The 17,608-nt window shown below is 60.8% G+C and carries 15 protein-coding genes and 2 tRNA genes; 6 read left to right on the top strand and 11 right to left on the bottom strand.

Translation table 11 applies throughout. The annotated features are described in order from the left end of the window. Positions 1-22 precede the first annotated feature (22 nt). On the bottom strand, positions 23-2,386 hold the full coding sequence (gene rnr, locus AC1DUB_RS19995; protein ID WP_477731019.1) for a ribonuclease R: 2,364 nt from the start codon (positions 2,384-2,386) through the stop codon (positions 23-25). Between the two features lie 369 nt (positions 2,387-2,755). On the opposite strand from rnr, the gene AC1DUB_RS19990 reads away from it, so the two are divergent. Beyond that, positions 2,756-2,840: transfer RNA gene (locus tag AC1DUB_RS19990), tRNA-Leu, on the top strand. Positions 2,841-3,060: 220 nt separating this feature from the next. Here the strand turns inward: AC1DUB_RS19990 and rimO are convergent. The 5 genes from rimO to AC1DUB_RS19965 form a co-directional block, all read right to left on the bottom strand. After that, on the bottom strand, positions 3,061-4,470 hold the full coding sequence (rimO, locus tag AC1DUB_RS19985; protein WP_477730960.1) for a 30S ribosomal protein S12 methylthiotransferase RimO: 1,410 nt from the start codon (positions 4,468-4,470) through the stop codon (positions 3,061-3,063). Positions 4,471-4,556: 86 nt separating this feature from the next. After that, entirely contained in the window at positions 4,557-5,048 is a 492-nt protein-coding gene (gene phaR / locus AC1DUB_RS19980) for a polyhydroxyalkanoate synthesis repressor PhaR (protein ID WP_477731018.1), read from the bottom strand. A gap of 279 nt (positions 5,049-5,327) precedes the next feature. Then, positions 5,328-5,404: transfer RNA gene (locus AC1DUB_RS19975), tRNA-Val, on the bottom strand. Between the two features lie 264 nt (positions 5,405-5,668). Beyond that, a complete protein-coding gene (locus AC1DUB_RS19970) occupies positions 5,669-7,939 on the bottom strand; it encodes a RelA/SpoT family protein (RefSeq protein ID WP_477730959.1) in 2,271 nt (756 codons plus the stop codon). Positions 7,940-7,989: 50 nt separating this feature from the next. Continuing rightward, on the bottom strand, positions 7,990-8,919 hold the full coding sequence (locus AC1DUB_RS19965) for an alpha/beta fold hydrolase (protein ID WP_477730958.1): 930 nt from the start codon (positions 8,917-8,919) through the stop codon (positions 7,990-7,992). A 153-nt stretch (positions 8,920-9,072) separates the two neighbouring features. Here AC1DUB_RS19965 and AC1DUB_RS19960 point away from each other — a divergent pair, with 153 nt between their 5' ends. After that, positions 9,073-9,855, top strand: a complete 783-nt coding sequence (locus AC1DUB_RS19960) for a 3-hydroxybutyrate dehydrogenase (protein ID WP_477730957.1) — start codon at positions 9,073-9,075, stop codon at positions 9,853-9,855. A gap of 48 nt (positions 9,856-9,903) precedes the next feature. Here AC1DUB_RS19960 and AC1DUB_RS19955 read toward each other — a convergent pair whose 3' ends face one another. The 3 genes from AC1DUB_RS19955 to AC1DUB_RS19945 form a co-directional block, all read right to left on the bottom strand. Then, entirely contained in the window at positions 9,904-10,998 is a 1,095-nt protein-coding gene (locus AC1DUB_RS19955) for an NAD(P)/FAD-dependent oxidoreductase (protein WP_477730956.1), read from the bottom strand. Then, positions 10,999-12,045, bottom strand: a complete 1,047-nt coding sequence (locus tag AC1DUB_RS19950) for a histone deacetylase family protein (protein ID WP_477730955.1) — start codon at positions 12,043-12,045, stop codon at positions 10,999-11,001. Between the two features lie 102 nt (positions 12,046-12,147). After that, positions 12,148-12,993 carry an N-formylglutamate amidohydrolase gene (locus AC1DUB_RS19945; protein ID WP_477730954.1) on the bottom strand — a complete coding sequence of 282 codons (846 nt, stop codon included), beginning with the start codon at positions 12,991-12,993 and terminating at the stop codon, positions 12,148-12,150. Positions 12,994-13,256: 263 nt separating this feature from the next. Between AC1DUB_RS19945 and AC1DUB_RS19940 the strand changes: the two genes are divergently transcribed. Next, the gene (locus AC1DUB_RS19940) at positions 13,257-13,859 is read left to right on the top strand and encodes an outer membrane beta-barrel protein (protein ID WP_477730953.1); all 603 of its coding nucleotides are present in this window, start codon (positions 13,257-13,259) and stop codon (positions 13,857-13,859) included. Positions 13,860-13,977: 118 nt separating this feature from the next. Here the strand turns inward: AC1DUB_RS19940 and AC1DUB_RS19935 are convergent, their stop codons facing one another. Next, entirely contained in the window at positions 13,978-14,877 is a 900-nt protein-coding gene (locus tag AC1DUB_RS19935; protein WP_477730952.1) for a LysR family transcriptional regulator, read from the bottom strand. A gap of 180 nt (positions 14,878-15,057) precedes the next feature. Between AC1DUB_RS19935 and AC1DUB_RS19930 the strand changes: the two genes are divergently transcribed. Next, complete coding sequence (locus tag AC1DUB_RS19930) at positions 15,058-15,501, top strand: multidrug/biocide efflux PACE transporter (RefSeq protein WP_477730951.1); 444 nt, start codon at positions 15,058-15,060, stop codon at positions 15,499-15,501. A 49-nt stretch (positions 15,502-15,550) separates the two neighbouring features. On the opposite strand, the gene AC1DUB_RS19925 is transcribed toward AC1DUB_RS19930, so the two are convergent. Next, complete coding sequence (locus AC1DUB_RS19925; protein ID WP_477730950.1) at positions 15,551-16,258, bottom strand: SIMPL domain-containing protein; 708 nt, start codon at positions 16,256-16,258, stop codon at positions 15,551-15,553. A gap of 374 nt (positions 16,259-16,632) precedes the next feature. Here AC1DUB_RS19925 and ompR point away from each other — a divergent pair, with 374 nt between their 5' ends. Together ompR and AC1DUB_RS19915 are read left to right on the top strand one after the other, a co-directional pair. Continuing rightward, positions 16,633-17,370, top strand: a complete 738-nt coding sequence (gene ompR, locus AC1DUB_RS19920; protein WP_011483627.1) for an osmolarity response regulator transcription factor OmpR — start codon at positions 16,633-16,635, stop codon at positions 17,368-17,370. 58 nt (positions 17,371-17,428) lie between these two features. Further along, positions 17,429-17,608 (top strand): helix-turn-helix domain-containing protein (locus tag AC1DUB_RS19915; protein ID WP_477730949.1); only part of this gene is annotated, 180 nt, incomplete at its 3' end.

Here is a 17,608-nt window from a genome sequence, read left to right as displayed (position 1 = left end):
AAAGCAGGACGGGGAGAAAATGTCAGCGGCGGGGTTTTTTGCCCTGCTTCCGGCTGGCACTGCCGACCGATTTTTTCACCGCAGCCTTGAGTGCCTGTATCGGCGATTCGGGTGTCCTGTCGGCGCCTCGGTCCGAGACGGCGTCTCGCCTTGCGGTCCCGCTACCCGTGCCGCGGCCGCCGGAGCGCGCCTCGGAGCGTTTTCCTGCGCCCTTGCCCGCACGCGCGCCCCCTGCCTTGCGCGAAGAAGTACCCCGCTCCTGCGCCGGCAACTCCCCGGCATGGCCGCCGGTCTTGTCCTTAATGGCCCGGCCCAGCAACGCCTCGCCCTCATGCACCAGGCGGAAGTCAATCTTGCGGCCATCCAGGTCGACACGGCTGACCTGCACGCGTACCCGCGTGCCAATCGCGTAGCGGATGCCGGTGCGCTCGCCGCGCAGCTCCTGCCGGGCCTCGTCAAAGCGAAAGTATTCGCCGCCCAGCTCGGTGATGTGCACCAGGCCTTCCACATACATGGCGTCCAGCGTGACAAAGATGCCGAAACCCGTTGCCGCCGTCACCACACCACCAAACTCTTCGCCCAGGTGCTCACGCATGTACTTGCACTTGAGCCAGGCTTCAACGTCACGGCTAGCCTCGTCGGCACGCCGCTCATTGGCGCTGCAGTGCAGGCCGGCTGCCTGCCAGGCCAGCTGGTCGGCACTGATTTTTTTTGGTTTTTCCGACGGATCCTTGACACGGGAGGCCAGCCGCTTGGACAGCTTGGCCTCGGCCTCGCCCGGCGTGGGCAACACCGGCAACTGGTATTTGGACTTGGTCAGCGCTGCCTTGATCACGCGGTGCACCAGCAAGTCGGGATAACGACGGATGGGGCTGGTGAAGTGGGTATAGGCCTCATAGGCCAGGCCGAAGTGCCCGCTGTTGATCGGCGTGTAAATAGCCTGTTGCATGGAGCGTAGCAGCATGGAGTGGATCTGCTGCGCATCGGGCCGGTCCTTGGTGGCAACGGCAATCTGCTGGAACTCACCGGGGGTCGGCTCCTCGCCAATGGTCATGCCCACGCCCAGCGCCTTGAGGTAGTTGCGCAGCATCTCCTTCTTTTCAGGGGTCGGACCTTCATGCACGCGGTAAAGGCCCACATGCTTGCTTTGCTCGATGAAGTCGGCCGAACACACATTGGCCGCCAGCATGGCTTCTTCAATCAGGCGGTGCGCCACGTTGCGGGTGCGCGGCACGATCTTCTCGATGCGCCCTGCCTCGTCGCACACGATCTGCGTCTCGGTGGTCTCGAAATCGACAGCACCGCGCACGCCCCGCTCCTTCAGGAGGGCCTGGTACACATCGTGCAGATTCAGCAAGTGCGGAACCAGTGCCTTGCGCTGTGCGGCTTCGGAACCGCGCGTGTTGGCCAGGATGGCAGCCACCTCGGTATAGGTAAGGCGACCATGGCTAAACATCACGGCCGGGTAAAACTGGTAGGCGTGAACCTCTCCCTTGGTATTGATCAGCATGTCGCACACCATGCACAGGCGTTCGACGGTGGGGTTGAGCGAACACAGGCCATTCGACAATTTTTCCGGCAGCATGGGAATCACGCGGCGCGGAAAATACACGCTGGTGGCCCGGTCATACGCATCAATATCAATGGCGCTGCCGGTCTCCACGTAATGGCTCACGTCTGCAATCGCCACCAGCAGTCGCCAGCCCTTGCCACGCCCCACTTTGGCGGGCTCGCAGTAGACGGCATCGTCAAAATCGCGGGCATCCTCCCCGTCAATGGTGACCAGGGGAATGTCGGTGAGATCTACCCGGTGTTTTTTATCCGCCGGACGCACCGCGTCGGGCAGGGTGCGCGCCAGGGCCAACGCTTCGTCGTTGAATTCATGCGGGACGCCGTATTTGCGCACGGCGATCTCGATTTCCATGCCTGGATCGTCAATTTCACCCAGCACTTCCACCACCCGCCCCACCGGTTGGCCAAACAGTGCGGGCGGCTCGGTCAGTTGCACTACCACGACCTGGCCGCTCTTGGCCGTGCCCGTCGCCCCTTTGGGGATCAGGATATCCTGGCCGTAGCGCTTGTCTTCGGGCGCTACCAGCCAGACACCGCTTTCCTGCAGCAAACGGCCAATGATGGGGTTGGGCGAGCGCTCGATGATTTCGGTGACGCGTCCTTCGGGCCGGTTTTTCCGGTCGTGCCGCACGATGCGTGCCTTGACGCGGTCCTTGTGCAGCACCGCGCGCATTTCGTTGGGCGGCAGGTAAATGTCCGGTTCGCCGTCGTCGCGCAGAACGAAACCATGGCCGTCGCGGTGGCCGGAAACCGTACCCTCGAATTCAGCGAGGAGCCCGGACGATGCGCCGGAATTTTGATGCGTTGTTTTGATAAGAAATCTCTTTTCGTGAAGCGTCACTGGCAACAGCCTACAGCCTAACAGGCGGCAGGCCGTGAAACCGGGTTATGGAAACCCGCGGACTTGAAGCTGGGTTGGCCACGTCTGAATCCATGTATATGTTTGTATCAGATACTGGCCATGGTTAATAAAAAGCGGTGCCCTTAAATCGGGATATACCGCTGTTGCAGTGGGCGCTTTGCGACACCGGCATCATCCGCAGGATTTCATCGAGCTGGCTGGCAGTCTGCGGCCCTTGCAATTTGGAAGCGCCGAGAAAACACCGGATTTCCAGCTGAAATTTGAAATATTTTCGGGGGTCAACCCGATAGGACGCCGATGTAATGGTACACTGCTTGCTGTGCCCGGGTGGCGGAATTGGTAGACGCGCACGGTTCAGGTCCGTGTATCGCAAGATGTGGAGATTCGAGTTCTCTCCCGGGCACCAAAATTACTCAACGTACGCAAGTACAGCCAAATCAAGGCCACTCTCACCAGTGGCCTTTTTTGCTTTTGGGCCGCTGCCCGCAATCGTGATTGACTTCGTGATCGGGCCAATAAAAAACGCCCGAATCCGAATTCATACGCTATTTTCGTCCGCCATATAGGCGCGCAAGCTGGTGCGCATGGGGCGGCTGAAAAACCGCACCGCTGAAGCGGGAAATGAATCAGACCGGTATGGCCACCAGGTCGTGGCCCTGGGTTCCGACAATACGGGCCCGGGTGAACTCACCCACCTTGAGTGTCTTGCTGATTTTCTCGGGCGGCAGCAGTTTGACCACACCATCAATCTCGGGTGCGTCCGCATACGAGCGGCCCGTGCCGCCCTTGCGGCCCAAGGCCGGCGCTGAATCGACGAGCACCTGCATTGTGGCGCCGACGCGCTGCTGCAGCTTCTGGCTTGAAACCTCCTCAGCCACGGCCATGAAGCGCGCCCGCCGCTCTTCACGCACCTCCAGCGGCAGCATGCCGGGAATGTCATTGGCGGTAGCGCCTTCCACCGCACTGTAGGCAAAGCAACCTGCGCGGTCGATGCGGGCCTCACGCATGAACTCCAGCAGGTGCGCGAATTCAGCTTCGGTTTCGCCCGGAAAGCCGGCAATAAAGGTGCTCCGGATCACAATTTCGGGGCAAATCTCGCGCCAGCGCGCAATGCGCTCAAGATTTTTCTCGCCGCTGGCCGGGCGTTTCATGCGCTTCAAAACATCGGGGTGGCTGTGCTGCAAAGGCACGTCCAGATAAGGCAGGACCTTGCCGGTGGCCATCAGCGGGAGCACTTCGTCGACGCTGGGGTAAGGATAGACATAGTGCAGGCGAACCCAGGCACCATAGGGCTCGGCAATATCGCCCAGCGCCTGGACCAGTTCCAGCATGCGGGTTTTGACCGGCTTGCCATCCCAGAAACCGGTGCGGTATTTCACATCCACGCCATAGGCGGAGGTGTCCTGGCTGATCACCAGCAGTTCTTTCACGCCCCCTTCAAACAACGCGCGTGCTTCGTTCAGCACATCACCGATGGGTCGCGACACCAGGTCGCCGCGCATGGAGGGAATGATGCAGAAGGTGCAGCGGTGATTGCAGCCTTCACTGATCTTCAGGTAGGCATAGTGCTTCGGTGTGAGCTTGATGCCCGCAATGCCAAACGCATTGGGCACCAGGTCCACAAACGGGTCATGCGGCTTGGGGAGATTCAGGTGCACCGCATCCATGACCTCTTGCGTGGCGTGCGGGCCGGTCACAGCCAGCACGCTGGGGTGCATCTGGCGCACCAGGTTGCCAGCCCCCTCGCCGCCCTTGGCACCCAGGCAACCCGTCACGATGACCCTGCCGTTTTCTGCCAGCGCCTCGCCGATGGTGTCCAGGCTCTCCTTGACGGCATCATCAATGAAGCCGCAGGTGTTGACGATCACCAGGTCGGCGCCCTCAAAAGTCTTGGACGTCTGATAGCCCTCAGCACTCAATTGTGTGAGTATCAATTCGGAATCCGTCAGCGCCTTGGGGCAGCCCAGGCTGACAAACCCGACGCGGGGGGCCGGTTTGGTGGAGATTGCTGTCATCGGGGAAAGTACTTCGCTCATGGCCTCTATTGTCTCAGAGCAGGCAGAGCCGGGAGCGGACAGGGCCGCTATGGCCCTGCATGCGCATCAGGCAGAAAACTGAATGTTCAGCGCTTCAGGCCAAAAGCCGACAGCATCTGTTCACTTTGCTTTTGCATTTGCTCCTGCATCTGCGTAAAAACATTTTTGGACTGTTCGACATAGGTGCCCAGCATGCCCTGCATCATGGGTGACTGCGCATTCAGGAACTGCGCCCACTTTTCAGGGCTCAGCCCCTTGGACTGCTCGGCCATCTTCACCTGCAGGTCCATGAAGCTCTGAACGTTTTTCTCCAGGTAGGCGCCCATGAAGCCCTGCATTGCATTGCCGTAAAAACGGATGATGTTGGCCAGCACGGCCTCGGTGAACATCGGCGCGCCACCGGTCTCTTCTTCCAGAATGATCTGCAGCAAAATGCTGCGCGTCAGGTCTTCATTGTTCTTGGCATCACGCACCACAAACGGCGCGCTGTCCATCACCAGTTGCCGCACTTCGGTCAGCGTGATGTAGGTGGAGGTTTCGGTGTCGTACAGCCGCCGGTTCGGGTACTTCTTGATCACCCGCGGTGCTACAGCCTCGACAGGGGCGGCCTTGCCGCTTTTGGCGTCAGGAGCGCCCTCTTCCAGGGACGGGCCCTGCGAAGGCAGCACACCCGGTTTCGGGCTGGTGGATTTTCTTTTTTGCACTGGATACTCCTCTGAATGACGGCCTGCGTCAAAGCGACAGGGTTCGGTACATTCTAGGAAGTCCGGATATACACAATCCCCTTGGTTTACCCTGTGTAAATGGCCGCACCAACAGAGTGATGCAGTATTTCCGGGTCAACCTTTACGAAGGATTGGTAGGCGCGATTGGACTCGAACCAACGACCCCCACCATGTCAAGGTGGTGCTCTAACCAGCTGAGCTACGCGCCTAAGGACTGTTCGAAGCTCGTATTGTAGCAGAGAGAAATGTGGCCCCACGTTCGCTCACTGACGTGTAGCTTTCTGCCCCCCCGAGGGGGCGCTTTTTCCTTGGGGCGGCCCGGCGGAAAACTGGCCCCCACGTTCGCTCACTGCGTGTAGCTCTCTGTCCCCCGAGGGGGCCGCTGCGCCTGCGGTCTGGCAAAGCCAGTCCCGCGGCCCCTGCTGGGATGAAGAGCCCCCACGTTCGCTTGCTGCGTTAGCTTCGACGCTAACTCAGCGCCTGCGGGCAGAGCGCACGCCGGCCACTTCGGCCACAAGGCCAAGCACCTGATTGAGGCGGCCCGACTGTGCAACCTCCACGGTGAATGTCATCCAGGCCGTGCCGCCGCGGTTGTCTTTGACCGACTGTGTCTGCACGCCGATCACATTCATTTTTTCCTTGGCAAACACCTCGGAAATATCACGCAACAGCCCTTGCCGGTCTGCAGCCTCCACGGCCACATCTACCGGGTAGACCGAACCATCCGGTGTTTTGGGTGAACTCCACTGCACTTCAATCACGCGGTCAGGACTTCCGCTGGCCATGTTGCGAAAATTACTGCAGTCACTGCGATGAATGCTCACGCCCTTACCCTTGGTGACGAAACCCAGGATTTCGTCCGGCGGTGCGGGCTTGCAGCACTTGGCCAATTGGGTCAGCAGCGAATCAATGCCGACCACCAGCACACTCCCCTTGCCGCCCTTGCCTGCCTGGCTGGACTTGTCGGGCTGGCGTGCTTTTTTGGCCAGCAGGTAGTCATCCTGCGACAGCACCGGCTCTGGCGGCCTGAGCATGTTCTCTATGGTGCGCAGCGACAACTCGTCCTTGCCCACCACCTCAAACAGATCGTCCGCCGTCTTGAACCCCAGCTGCAAGGCGAGGTCGTCCAGCTTCATGGCGGTCTTGCCCTCTCGCTGGAGCAGTTTTTCAACCGCCTCCCGGCCTTTGGCCACGGTTTGCTCCATGGCCAGCGCATTGAACCACGCACGCACTTTCGACTTGGCCCGGTGACTGGCCAGAAAGCCCAGTTCGGGATTCAGCCAGTCGCGTGAGGGGCCGCCTTCCTTGGCGGTGACCACCTCCACCGTCTGGCCGTTTTGCAGCGGTGTGTTGAGCGGCACCATGGCACCATCAATGCGCGCGCCGCGGCAGCGGTGCCCCAGGCTGGTGTGCACGCTGTAGGCAAAGTCCACCGCTGTCGCGCCCTGAGGCAACTCCACAATGGCGGCGTCGGGGGTGAGCACGTAAATGCGGTCTTCGAAGAGGCCTTGCTTGGCCTCCCGCGCCCGCTGGGCCGCCGGTCCCGACAGGTCGCGCTCCCAAGCCAGCAGCTGGCGCAATACGGCAATCTTGGCGTCGTACTCGCTGCTGGCCGATACGCCGCTGTAGCCCTTGGTGCCGGCCTCCTTGTAGGCCCAGTGCGCAGCCACGCCATGCTCGGCATGGTCGTGCATGGCCTGGGTGCGTATCTGGATTTCGACCGCCCGGCCGGCGTCGTCTCGCACCACGGTGTGCAGGGACTGGTAGCCGTTGGATTTGGGCTTGGCGATGTAATCGTCAAATTCACCCCCAATGGGCGTGAAGCGCGAATGCACAAAACCCAGCGCCGCATAGCAGCCGTTGATATCCGCCGCAATCACCCGCAAGGCACGGATGTCAAACACCTGATCAAACCCGAGTGACTTGCCACGCATCTTCTTGACAATGCTGTAGATGTGCTTGGGCCGCCCCTGCACCAGCGCTGCAATGCCGTTCTGGTTCAACTCGCGCTCAAGCTGCGCGCGCAAGGTCTCCATGAACCCTTCGCGTTCAACGCGTTTTTCATCGAGCAGCCGCGCCGTGTGCTTGTAGGTCTCAGGCTCCAGGAAGCGGAAAGCCAGGTCTTCCATTTCCCATTTGATCTGCCAGATGCCCAGGCGGTTGGCCAGCGGCGCAAACACGTGCAGCGACTCATGAGCCAGCGCGGGCGGGGCCGCCTGCCGGGTTGCCGCGTAATGGCGCAAGGTCTGCAGGCGCGAAGCCAGCCGCAGCATGACCACGCGCAGATCGCGCGAAAACGCCAGCAGCATCTTGCGCACATTCTCCGTTTGAGCCGCCGGGTCGTCCAGGAGCTGCGCCTTGGCATCTGCCGTGCGGGCCTGCCGCTGCACATGAACCAGCTTGGTCGTTTCTATCGCCAGTGCGGCATAGTTGGCGCCGAATGCCTTGGCAATCACTTCCTGCGGCTTGGTCAGATGCTGGCAGGCATGCACCAGGTAGGTGGCCGCCTGCATGGCTTCCGAGCCGCCAATGCCCTTCAGGATGGCCGCCACCGCATCAGCGTGCGCCAGGATGTTCTCGCCGGTATCCAGCGTCTCACCGGCAATCAGCGGCTCGGCAAATGCACGCGCGCGCGCCAGCGCATTCGGCTGGTCGGGCAGGCTGTCGGCCGTGGCCGTAACGATGGAGGCGTTGGGCCCCTTGGGGGCCGTGGGGCCATCCGGCCCCAGCACATTGCTTTTCATGAAAACTCAATCAAATGGTTGCCCGGGACTCATCCCGCATGATCGCGGTATCAGCCAAGCAGGAAATCCGTTACCACCGCGACCTGATCGTCCGCGATCAACGTGGGGACATGTCCGATACCTTCAAACTCCACCAAACGGGCACGGGGACCGCGCTGCGTCATGGCATGGGCCGTCCCGGAGCTCAGAAGATCGGACAGCGCACCGCGTATCAGCAGCGTCCGGGCAGAAATATTGTCGTAAAGCTTCCAGAGCATGGCTTCGCCCTGGAGCGTGGAAGCCTCGGTAGCCAGTTTGAACGGCACCGCCATCGCCGGGTCGTAATGCAGCCGCCACTTGCTGTCAGCAGACTGCGACACCGGTTTGACCATGTGGCGCGATAACGCCAGCCACTGCTCGGGGGTATGCGGGCCAAAGCTGGAGGAAACGGCCCGCATCGCGTCGGCCGCCTCCTGTACCGAGCCGAAATGCCCCGCCTGGCCCAGGTAGGTGCCAATCCGCACAATCGCATTCCACTCAATGGCGGGACCGACATCATTGAGTACCAGGCACCGCACCGGAACAGGCAAGGGCAGACCCGGCTGGCCGCACACCCCCATGCCGATCAGCCCGCCCATGCTGGAGCCTACCCAATCCAGCGTCGTGATGGGCGCACGGGCGTGCAAATGGGCCAGCAGCAGCAGCATGTCAGCCGCATAAGCCGGCAACTGGTAGCCCATGGGATCTTTCAGCCAGTCGCTTTCACCCCGTCCGACCACATCGGGGCAGACCACACGAAGGCCGCCGGATCCTGGCGCAGCCTGCTCGGCTTGCCGGCACAGTGCCTGCGCCAGCACGTCAAAGTCACGCCCCTGGCGCGACAGGCCGTGCACACACACCACCACATGCCCGGCATCGGGCTGGCCCCACTGCCAATAGGCCATGCGATGGCCTCCCGAGGCATCCGGGCAAGTTACGTGGTTCAGGCTGGGTTCAGTCATGGTGCAGGTGGTCCGCTTCAGTGGTTTCAGTTATTGGGTACAGGGGGCTTGATTTGAAAGGCTCGATAATTGCTTGAGAATTTTTTGGACACGCTGCCTGCAGGCGCCGTTTGAATCTCATGACAACCATCGTAAATCATCCGGAGAAACACCATGCTCAAAGGTAAAACAGCTCTCGTCACCGGCTCCACCAGCGGCATCGGCCTGGGCATTGCCAAATCCCTGGCTGCTCAGGGCGCCAACATCGTCCTCAATGGGTTTGGCGATGTGGACGGACCCAAGGCGGAGATCTTGGCGCTGGGCGTCAAAGTGGCCTACCACGGCGCCGACATGAGCAAGCCCGCCGACATTGAAGACATGATGAAATTTGCCGCCTCCCAGTTCGGCCAGGTCGATATTCTCGTCAACAACGCGGGCATACAGCACGTGGCCCGGGTAGAGAATTTTCCGGTTGAAAAATGGGACGCGGTCATCGCGATCAACCTGAGCAGCGCCTTTCACGCCACACGCTTGGCACTGCCCGCCATGCAGGCTGCCGACAATGGCAAGGGCTGGGGCCGCATCATCAATGTCGCTTCGGTGCATGGCCTCGTCGGCTCCGCGGAAAAATCGGCCTACGTGGCGGCCAAGCACGGCATTGTCGGGCTGACCAAAGTCACCGCGCTTGAAAACGCCACCAGCGGCGTGACCTGCAACGCCATCTGCCCCGGTTGGGTGCTGACGCCCCTGGTACAAAAACAGGTGGACGCCAGGGCCGCAGCAGGAAGCCTCTCCATCGAGGCAGCCACCCAGCAACTGCTGGGTGAAAAAGAACCTTCCATGCAATTCACCACGCCTGAAGAGCTGGGCGCGCTGGCGGTGTTCTTCTGCTCTCCGGCGGGCAACAATGTGCGTGGCGTTGCCTGGAACATGGACGGCGGCTGGGCGGCGCAGTAATCTGAAACTCGAAGCGCCCTGCTATCCACACCGCCGGTGCAGCAAGCTCTATAGCAATCTGCCGACGTAGTTGCCAATGGCCAGTGAGCTGGTGAGGCCCGGTGACTCAATGCCGAACAGGTTCACCAGCCCGGGTACGCCATGCACGTCGGGGCCCTGAATCAAAAAGTCCTTGGTCGGTTCGTCCGGCGCCTGGATTTTGGGGCGAATGCCGGCGTAGCCCGGTATCAGGGCGCCATCCTGGAGCGCTGGCCAGTACTTGCGTACCTCCGCATAAAACGCCTCGCCGCGTGCCGGGTCCACCACCAGGTCGTCGGGCGCGCTAACCCATTGCACATCCGGCCCGAACTTGGCCTGCCCGCCCAGGTCGATTGTCAGGTGCACACCAAGGCCCGCAGCTTCCGGTACCGGATAAATCAGTCGGCTGAACGGTGAACGCCCCGACAGCGTGAAGTAATTGCCTTTGGCGTAATGGCTGGGCGGAACATGGTTGTCAGCCAACCCGGCAAACCGCCGGGCGAGGGATTGCGCATGCAGGCCAGCCGCATTGACCACGGTTTTAGCCTGCAGTTCCGTGCCGTCTTCCGCTATTAAAATAATAGCGCCCTGCGACCATTCCGCACGGGCCAGGGGCGAGTTCAGGACCACAAGGCCGCCGGCGTTCTCCAGATCACCCTGCAGCGCCAGCATCAACCCATGGCTGTCGACAATGCCGGTGCTGGGCGAATGCACCGCCGCCACGCACACCAGTTGCGGCTCCAGCGCCCTCGCCTCTTCGCGTGTGAGCAGTGCCAGATCGTGCACGCCATTGGCCGCCGCCTTGGCGATGATGCCTTGCAGTTGTGCCACCTGTGCATCGCTGGTCGCCACGATCAGTTTTCCGCAGCGGCTGTGGCCAATGCCCCGTTCGGCGCAATAGGTGTAAAGCAGTTCCTTGCCCTCCACACACAGCCGGGCCTTGAGCGAGCCTTGCGGGTAGTAGATGCCGGCGTGAATCACTTCGCTGTTGCGCGAGCTGGTGCCAGTGCCAATCGCGTCCGCCGCCTCCAGCACCATCACTTCCCTTCCTTGCAACGCCAGCGCGCGCGCCACCGCCAGGCCCACCACGCCCGCACCTATCACCACGCAATCGATCTGGTCCATTCAGATGCCCTCAAAGCCTTCAATCACGTTCACCGCATTGGTGCCCAGCGCCGCCGCGGCATAACCGCCTTCCAGCACAAACACCGTCGGCAGGCAAAGCGCGCCCAGGCGCTCGCCCAGGCGGCTGAAGTCACCGACCTGCAGGGCGAATTTGGAGATCGGGTCTTCGGCAAAAGTGTCCAACCCCAGCGAAACCACCAGCGCGTCCGCCCCAAAAGCCGCGATGCGAAGGCGGGCGTGCTCCAGCGCGTCAAACCAGCGCGCCGCCGTGCATCCCGCAGGCAGTGGCAGGTTCAGGTTGAACCCGGCGCCCTCGCCGACCCCGGTCTCATCGGCATGGCCCAGGTAGAACGGGTATTCGGTCAGCGGATCACCGTGCAAACTGATAAACAGCACATCGGCGCGGTCGTAAAAAATGCTTTGCGTGCCGTTGCCGTGGTGGTAGTCCACGTCGAGCACGGCCACCCGCGCCGCGCCGCCATCACGCAGCGCCTGGGCAGCCACCGCCGCGTTGTTTAAAAAGCAATAGCCACCCATGAAATCCGGCCCGGCATGGTGGCCGGGCGGGCGGCTGCAGCAAAACACGGCCCGTTCACCGCCTTTTCCACCGGCCAGCAAAGCGGCCGCGCTGGCGGCGGCATCCGCGCCGGCCTTGGCGGCGATCCAGGTACCTGCAGCGAGCGGCGAGCCGTTGTCCATCGAATACAGCCCCAGCCGGGCGATGAAATTCACGGGCTCTACATCGCTGCGCAGGGTGCGCACCGGCCAGACGGAAGGAAAAGGCTGGCGCTGGTCATTGCCGGCTTCCTGCGCGGCCCAGTCGCGCCAGGCGTGTTCCAGAAACGCCAGGTAGCGCGGCGCATGCACTCTGGCCAACACCGTGCGGCTGTCCATCTGCGCAGTGCGCAACGTATGGCCACGGGATGCGAGGCTGGCTTTGACGTACTCGGCGCGAGCCGGGGTCTCAAAGCACGGCACACGTTCTCCCCGAAAAAATTCGAATTCAGGAGCGTGAGCCTGGTGGTGCTCGTTAAAGAAGGTAATCATATCGGCCAGGAGGTTGAAGGCATTCGCTACGCGGTATCAGGTACCCGGTACCGCACCAGCGTTTGTTTGCCAGGGGTGTATGGACCGGAGACATGGGAAACATCAAAGCAGGCGTGGATCGGTTTTCAGCAGAAGATTGACCAGCGAGCGCAAATGCGCCTTCAGCGCCTCGAACCCTGGCGCGATCTCAAGCGTCGTCTCGTCCATGTAGAGCTTGCGGTTGATTTCCAACTGGATGCTGTGCCGGTGCTGTGCGGGGTTGCTGTAGCGGCGCACCAGTTCCACACCCTTGTACGGGTGGTTGTAAGCCACCGTGTAGCCGAGTTCACGCAGGTGCTGGCAAATCAGCCCGGACAAGGCCTCATGGGCCGTGCTGCCGTCGCGGTCGCCGACCACAAAGTCCGCGTGCTTCTCGCCCGGAAAGTCGGTGGATTGGCTCGAAGCAATGGCGGGCATGGAGTGGCAATTGATGTGGATGCTGTAGCCGTGCTGCTGGTGTGCCGCATCAATGGCTTGCGCGACCGCCGCGTGGTAGGGTGTCCAGCACTGCTCTATGCGCGCCTGCACTTCAGCCACCGCGAGCTTTCGTCCATAAATAGGCACACCGTCATCCGTGGTGCGCCAGATCAGCCCTTTGCCCAGACGGACCTTGGACAGTATTTTCGGATCGGTTTCCACTGGACCCGGCCAGGGYRCATCAAACAGCGTCACATCCACTTCGGTGGTATTGCGGTTGACGTCAAGGTAGCTGCGCGGAAAGTGGGCCTCGATCCAGTGCACGCCCAGGGCGGGCGCAAAGTCATAAAGCTTTTCGACATGCGTGTCTTCGGCCTGCCGCAGTGTCTGCATCTCGCACGCAGGCAGGAAATCCGGCGGATAAGCAGTGCCGCTGTGGGGAGAATCGAGTACCAGGGCGCTGCTTCCCGGCACGTGGGTGATGAACTGCATTGCCCAACTTTAGCAGCAGCCTTTGCGGCATGACGCATCAGCCCTTTTCAGCGAATCGCGAAGCGGGGTCGGGTAAAGCCTTGCCCGGCCCACCAAACGCAAATGTCCTTTCAAAATTGGCGCTTGTCCTACAAAAATTTGCTTTTTATACCCACGACCGCAGCGTAAATCTCAACCTAAATTTTTAGCTGGTATTTCATAACAAACAGCCTCCCGCCCGGAGGCTGTCATCAATCCATCCACTCAAGGAAGAAGGAAGCACCATGCAATCATTGACCCGCATGTTTTCAGGCACCGTACTGGCTGTTGCCGCGTTGGCAGCCGTCACAGGTGCGCAGGCCCAAAGCAGTTCGAGCAGCAATTACTCTTTTTACTCACCCGGTGCCGGTTACGTCGGGTTCAACGCCGGGCGATCTGACTTCTCGCTGAGCAATGGCATAGGCATTTTCCCCTCAGACAAACACGACACCGCCTACAACATTTACGCCGGAAGCTACTTCAGCAGCAATTTTGGTCTGGAATTGGGGTACACCGACTTCGGTAACGTCAGCCGTGCCGGCGGCAATACCAAGGCCAAAGGCGTCAACCTGAGCCTGGTGGGCAAGTTCCCGCTGAGCAACGCCTTCAACCTGCTGGGCAAGCTCGGGACGACGTATGGCCGCACCAGTGTTTCTGCCGCGCCGGGTTCAGGCATTGCCTCCGGTAGCGAGAACGGCTTTGGCCTGTCTTACGGCGTGGGCGCCGAATATGCGTTCAATCCCAACTGGTCGGCTGTGCTGCAGTATGACGAGCACAAACTGAAGTTCGCCGGTGGAGACCGCGACCGCATCAGCGCCACCACCGTCGGTTTGCGCTACCGCTTCTAAGCTACCGGCGGGCTCTCCCGCCCTTTCACTCCGAGCCTGCAGGCCACACAAGGTTTGCAGGCTTTTTCATGAGCGGCCGCTTGTTCCTGTCTCTTCTGTTCTTGCCATTTCTGTTTCATTATTTCCTGGACAAGGCCTTTACAGGCGGCGTCAGCGGCGCCAGCATCTCCTGCAGCAACCAGGTCCCGGCGCGGCCCAAGGGGCGTTGCCGTGACCAGACGGCATCCACCGGCACGCGCTGCGGCCAGCCGCGCGCATCGAGTTCGTGCAGGCTGCCGATGGCGAATCGTGTCACCATCCAGCGCGGAATGGCCGCCCAGCCAAAACCCAGCACAGCCATTTCCAGCAACATGAGGTAGCTGGGCGCCGACCAGGCACGGCGCGCCGAGGGCGCCGCCTGGTCGGCCGGCTCCAGGTAGGTGTCCAGCCGTAGCTGGCGGAAATTGGCCAGCACCTCCGGCGTGATGTCTTTCAGGCCGGCCAGAGGATGGTTTGCGGCCACAAACAGCGTGATCTCCGATTGTTCGGCGAGCATGGCCGCGCCAATATCGGGCGGGTAAACGTTTTGCGCCGCGACCACGCCAATCTGGGCACGCCCGGTTTGCACCAGCGACACCAGGTCGCCATGCTCGGCAATCAGGCACTCGAATTCAAGATCGGGGAAGCGCTGCTCAAAGGCCATCAGCATGTCTTCAAAGCGGCCCGACTGGTAGGTGTCCGACCACACCACGCTGAGCCGGGCCTCCAGGCCGCCCCCCAACTGGCTGGCCGCGCGGTCCAGCCGGTCGCTGGCGGCAAGGATTTCCTGCACCTTGCCCAGCATCACCCGCCCCTGCTCGGTCAGGGTGGGCTTGCGACTGCTGCGGTCAAAGAGCGACAGGCCCAGGTCGATTTCCAGATGGGCAATGGCACTGCTGACGGTCGACTGGCTTTTGCCGAGCTTGCGGGCCGCCGCAGAAAACGAGCCCAAGGTGGCGGCCTCGGCAAAAGCCGTCAGGGCTTCGGGGGAATGACGCATCAGCCTGTCTCCTCATTCCATCACATCAATGATCAATTCCATCTGTTAATCCAATAATTAATCCATCTATTTTCTAGATGGTTATTGATTTAAATATATCCAAAATATCGATGAAAATCCTTTTGCAAATCATCTTTAAGACAAAAAAGCAAAAGCGAAAAGTAGCCATCGAATCGCACCATGAATCACCAAAAATCAGTCAAGGAACGTTTTTTCCACGCCTTCGGGTTCGAAGTGGTGGCTATCGCCATTTGCGCGCCATTGGGCACCTGGCTGCTCGACTATTCGCTGGCCCACATGGGTTTGCTGACGCTGATGATCTCGCTGATCGCAATGGCCTGGAACATGGCGTTCAACGCACTATTTGACCGGGCACAACGCCGCCTGGGCTTTCGGCGCACCCTGTTGGCCCGCGCCGTTCATTCAGTGCTGTTTGAAATCGGCCTGATTTTGGTGGTCGTGCCGCTGGCCGCCTGGTGGCTGGATATCGGCTTGTGGGCAGCATTTGTGCTGGACATTGGCATCGTGCTGTTTTTCCTGCCCTACACCTTTGCCTTCAACTGGATCTACGATCACCTGCGTGCAGTGGTGATTGCACGTAAAAACCGCCTGTCGGCGGCCTGAGGAATTTCCCCCGAAAAGGGGGCATGGCGCATGGTATGCGGGGACCCCGCTACTTCATCTGGACTGATCCACTCACGCTCACCAGTACCGTGCTCTTGCCGGCCTCCACGGGAACGGCCGCTTCCGCCATATCGCCCTTGGCCTGCATGGCCATCATGCGCGGACGAGGGGGATAGCTCTGGTCGTTGGCAGTGATGGCCACCTCGCGCAGCGTGTAGCTGTTAAAGCCGAAGCTTTTCGATACCTCGCCGGCTTTGGCCTTGAAGCGCTCGATCGCCAGCGCCTGGGCTTCGCCTTCGACCCTGGCACGCTGCTCACGACTCAAGGCGAAGCTGACGTTCGCCAGCGTCAGGGTCTGGATCTTGCCAGCCGTGCTGGTGATGCGTGAAAAATCCCGCCCTTCCAGCACCAATTCAGTGGAACCCTGCCAGCCATTGATCTTGCCGTCCTTGCCATAGCGCGGGTATAGGCTGAAATTGCCGGTCCGCACATCCATCTGGCCGGGGGCAGCGGCCTGCCGGGCCTGGGCCAGCGCGGTATCAAGCGCCTGCTTGAGCTGGGTTTGCACCGCGCCTGCATCGGTGCCGCCTACCGTAGTGCTCATTGAAATTGACAGCAGGTCCTGCTGTACCTCTACCGACCCGCTGGCCGACAACTGCGCCACATTTTGCGGGGACTCCCGCGGCGTGGTTTGAGCCAAAACGCCTGCAGCGCCTGCCAGGAGCAGGCAAGCAGCTATCCATTTTTGAGTACGCATCAAGTGATTACCTTTCGGGCAGTGAAGAAACAGTGAATAGTGGAAATCAGGTCTACAGAAACTGCGCAATTCCAGGCCCAGGCGGCCACCCACCGTGAAGGTGCCCGGGCTCACACGCACCGGTCATTGGCAAGCCTGAAGCGAAACCGGAGCGAACACCGGTCCGGCCATATCGCAGTCACGGCGTGGCAGCGTTGAAGTTTGCTTTTGGTCACCTTTAATCACATCCGTGAGATTGAATGACATACCCATCCACTCTATGTGCCCCTTGCATTTCGCCGCAACTTTTGTAACAGTGTGTCAAAGGAAGTGAAAAAAGAGACATCGGACGTTTTCAGCCTTCAAAATGGCTCTGTTACAAATACCGGATGACTATGACCCAAGCTCAACCCACTGCCCGTGCCGACAAGATTCTCATCCTTGACGACGACGCCCGCATTCGCGACCTGTTGCGCCGCTACTTGGCCCAAGAGGGCTTTGAAGTCATTCTTGCCGAAGACAGCAAGGCCCTGAACCGCATCATGCTGCGCGACGCTGTCGACCTGATTGTGCTGGACTTGATGATGCCCGGTGAAGACGGTCTCTCCATTTGCCGCCGCCTGCGCGCCGCCAACGACCGCACGCCCATCATCATGCTGACCGCCAAAGGTGAAGACGTGGACCGCATCGTCGGCCTGGAAGTTGGTGCCGACGACTACCTGGCCAAACCCTTCAATCCGCGGGAACTGCTGGCCCGCATCCACGCGGTGCTGCGCCGCCGGCCCACGGCCGAAGTGCCGGGTGCGCCGTCCAGCGACCAGGAAGTGATTACCTTTGGACCGTTTTCCTTCGATATGGGCCTGCGGACCCTGCATAAAAACGGCGAAGAACTGCCACTGACCACTGGCGAGTTCGCCATGCTGAAAACCCTGGTGCGCCATCCACGCCAACCGCTTTCCCGGGAAAAGCTGGCGCAACTGGCGCGCGGCCGCGAATTCGAACCTTTCGACCGCAGCCTGGACGTGCAAGTCTCGCGCCTGCGCAAGCTGATCGAGGTGGACGCAGCCGTTCCCCGCTACATACAGACAGTCTGGGGTATCGGCTACGTTTTTGTACCGGATGGAACCAACTGACACACTAGTGGACTGTAACGTTTAAAACGGAAGTATCATTGTAGCCATGGAGGTTGCGATGAAACTGACCAAAAGCGAACGCATGGAACTTCAACAGCAAGCTGCAGCGAGGAACGCCCGAGCCGATTCGGCGCGCCATGCCCGGTTGATTCTGCTGCTGGCCGATGGGCTCACCTGGGCGGAGATTCGCGCCAAGCTGGACTGCAGCGACAGCTACATTGACCGGTGGAGCAAGCGC

The organism is Polaromonas sp. P4_F9, from assembly GCF_056401235.1.
Note: the sequence above shows the minus strand (reverse complement) of the source record. Positions and strands in the feature narration are given on the sequence as shown.

What these genes read in the sequence shown, in the direction of transcription:
- AC1DUB_RS19960 (WP_477730957.1), top strand. Translation starts at nt 9,073, where the DNA reads ATGCTCAAAGGTAAAACAGCTCTCGTCACCGGCTCCACCAGCGGCATC.
- rimO (WP_477730960.1), bottom strand. Translation starts at nt 4,470, where the DNA reads ATGAGCGAAGTACTTTCCCCGATGACAGCAATCTCCACCAAACCGGCC.
- AC1DUB_RS19940 (WP_477730953.1), top strand. Translation starts at nt 13,257, where the DNA reads ATGCAATCATTGACCCGCATGTTTTCAGGCACCGTACTGGCTGTTGCC.
- AC1DUB_RS19965 (WP_477730958.1), bottom strand. Translation starts at nt 8,919, where the DNA reads ATGACTGAACCCAGCCTGAACCACGTAACTTGCCCGGATGCCTCGGGA.
- AC1DUB_RS19955 (WP_477730956.1), bottom strand. Translation starts at nt 10,998, where the DNA reads ATGGACCAGATCGATTGCGTGGTGATAGGTGCGGGCGTGGTGGGCCTG.
- AC1DUB_RS19925 (WP_477730950.1), bottom strand. Translation starts at nt 16,258, where the DNA reads ATGCGTACTCAAAAATGGATAGCTGCTTGCCTGCTCCTGGCAGGCGCT.
- AC1DUB_RS19970 (WP_477730959.1), bottom strand. Translation starts at nt 7,939, where the DNA reads ATGAAAAGCAATGTGCTGGGGCCGGATGGCCCCACGGCCCCCAAGGGG.
- AC1DUB_RS19930 (WP_477730951.1), top strand. Translation starts at nt 15,058, where the DNA reads ATGAATCACCAAAAATCAGTCAAGGAACGTTTTTTCCACGCCTTCGGG.
- AC1DUB_RS19935 (WP_477730952.1), bottom strand. Translation starts at nt 14,877, where the DNA reads ATGCGTCATTCCCCCGAAGCCCTGACGGCTTTTGCCGAGGCCGCCACC.
- AC1DUB_RS19950 (WP_477730955.1), bottom strand. Translation starts at nt 12,045, where the DNA reads ATGATTACCTTCTTTAACGAGCACCACCAGGCTCACGCTCCTGAATTC.
- ompR (WP_011483627.1), top strand. Translation starts at nt 16,633, where the DNA reads ATGACCCAAGCTCAACCCACTGCCCGTGCCGACAAGATTCTCATCCTT.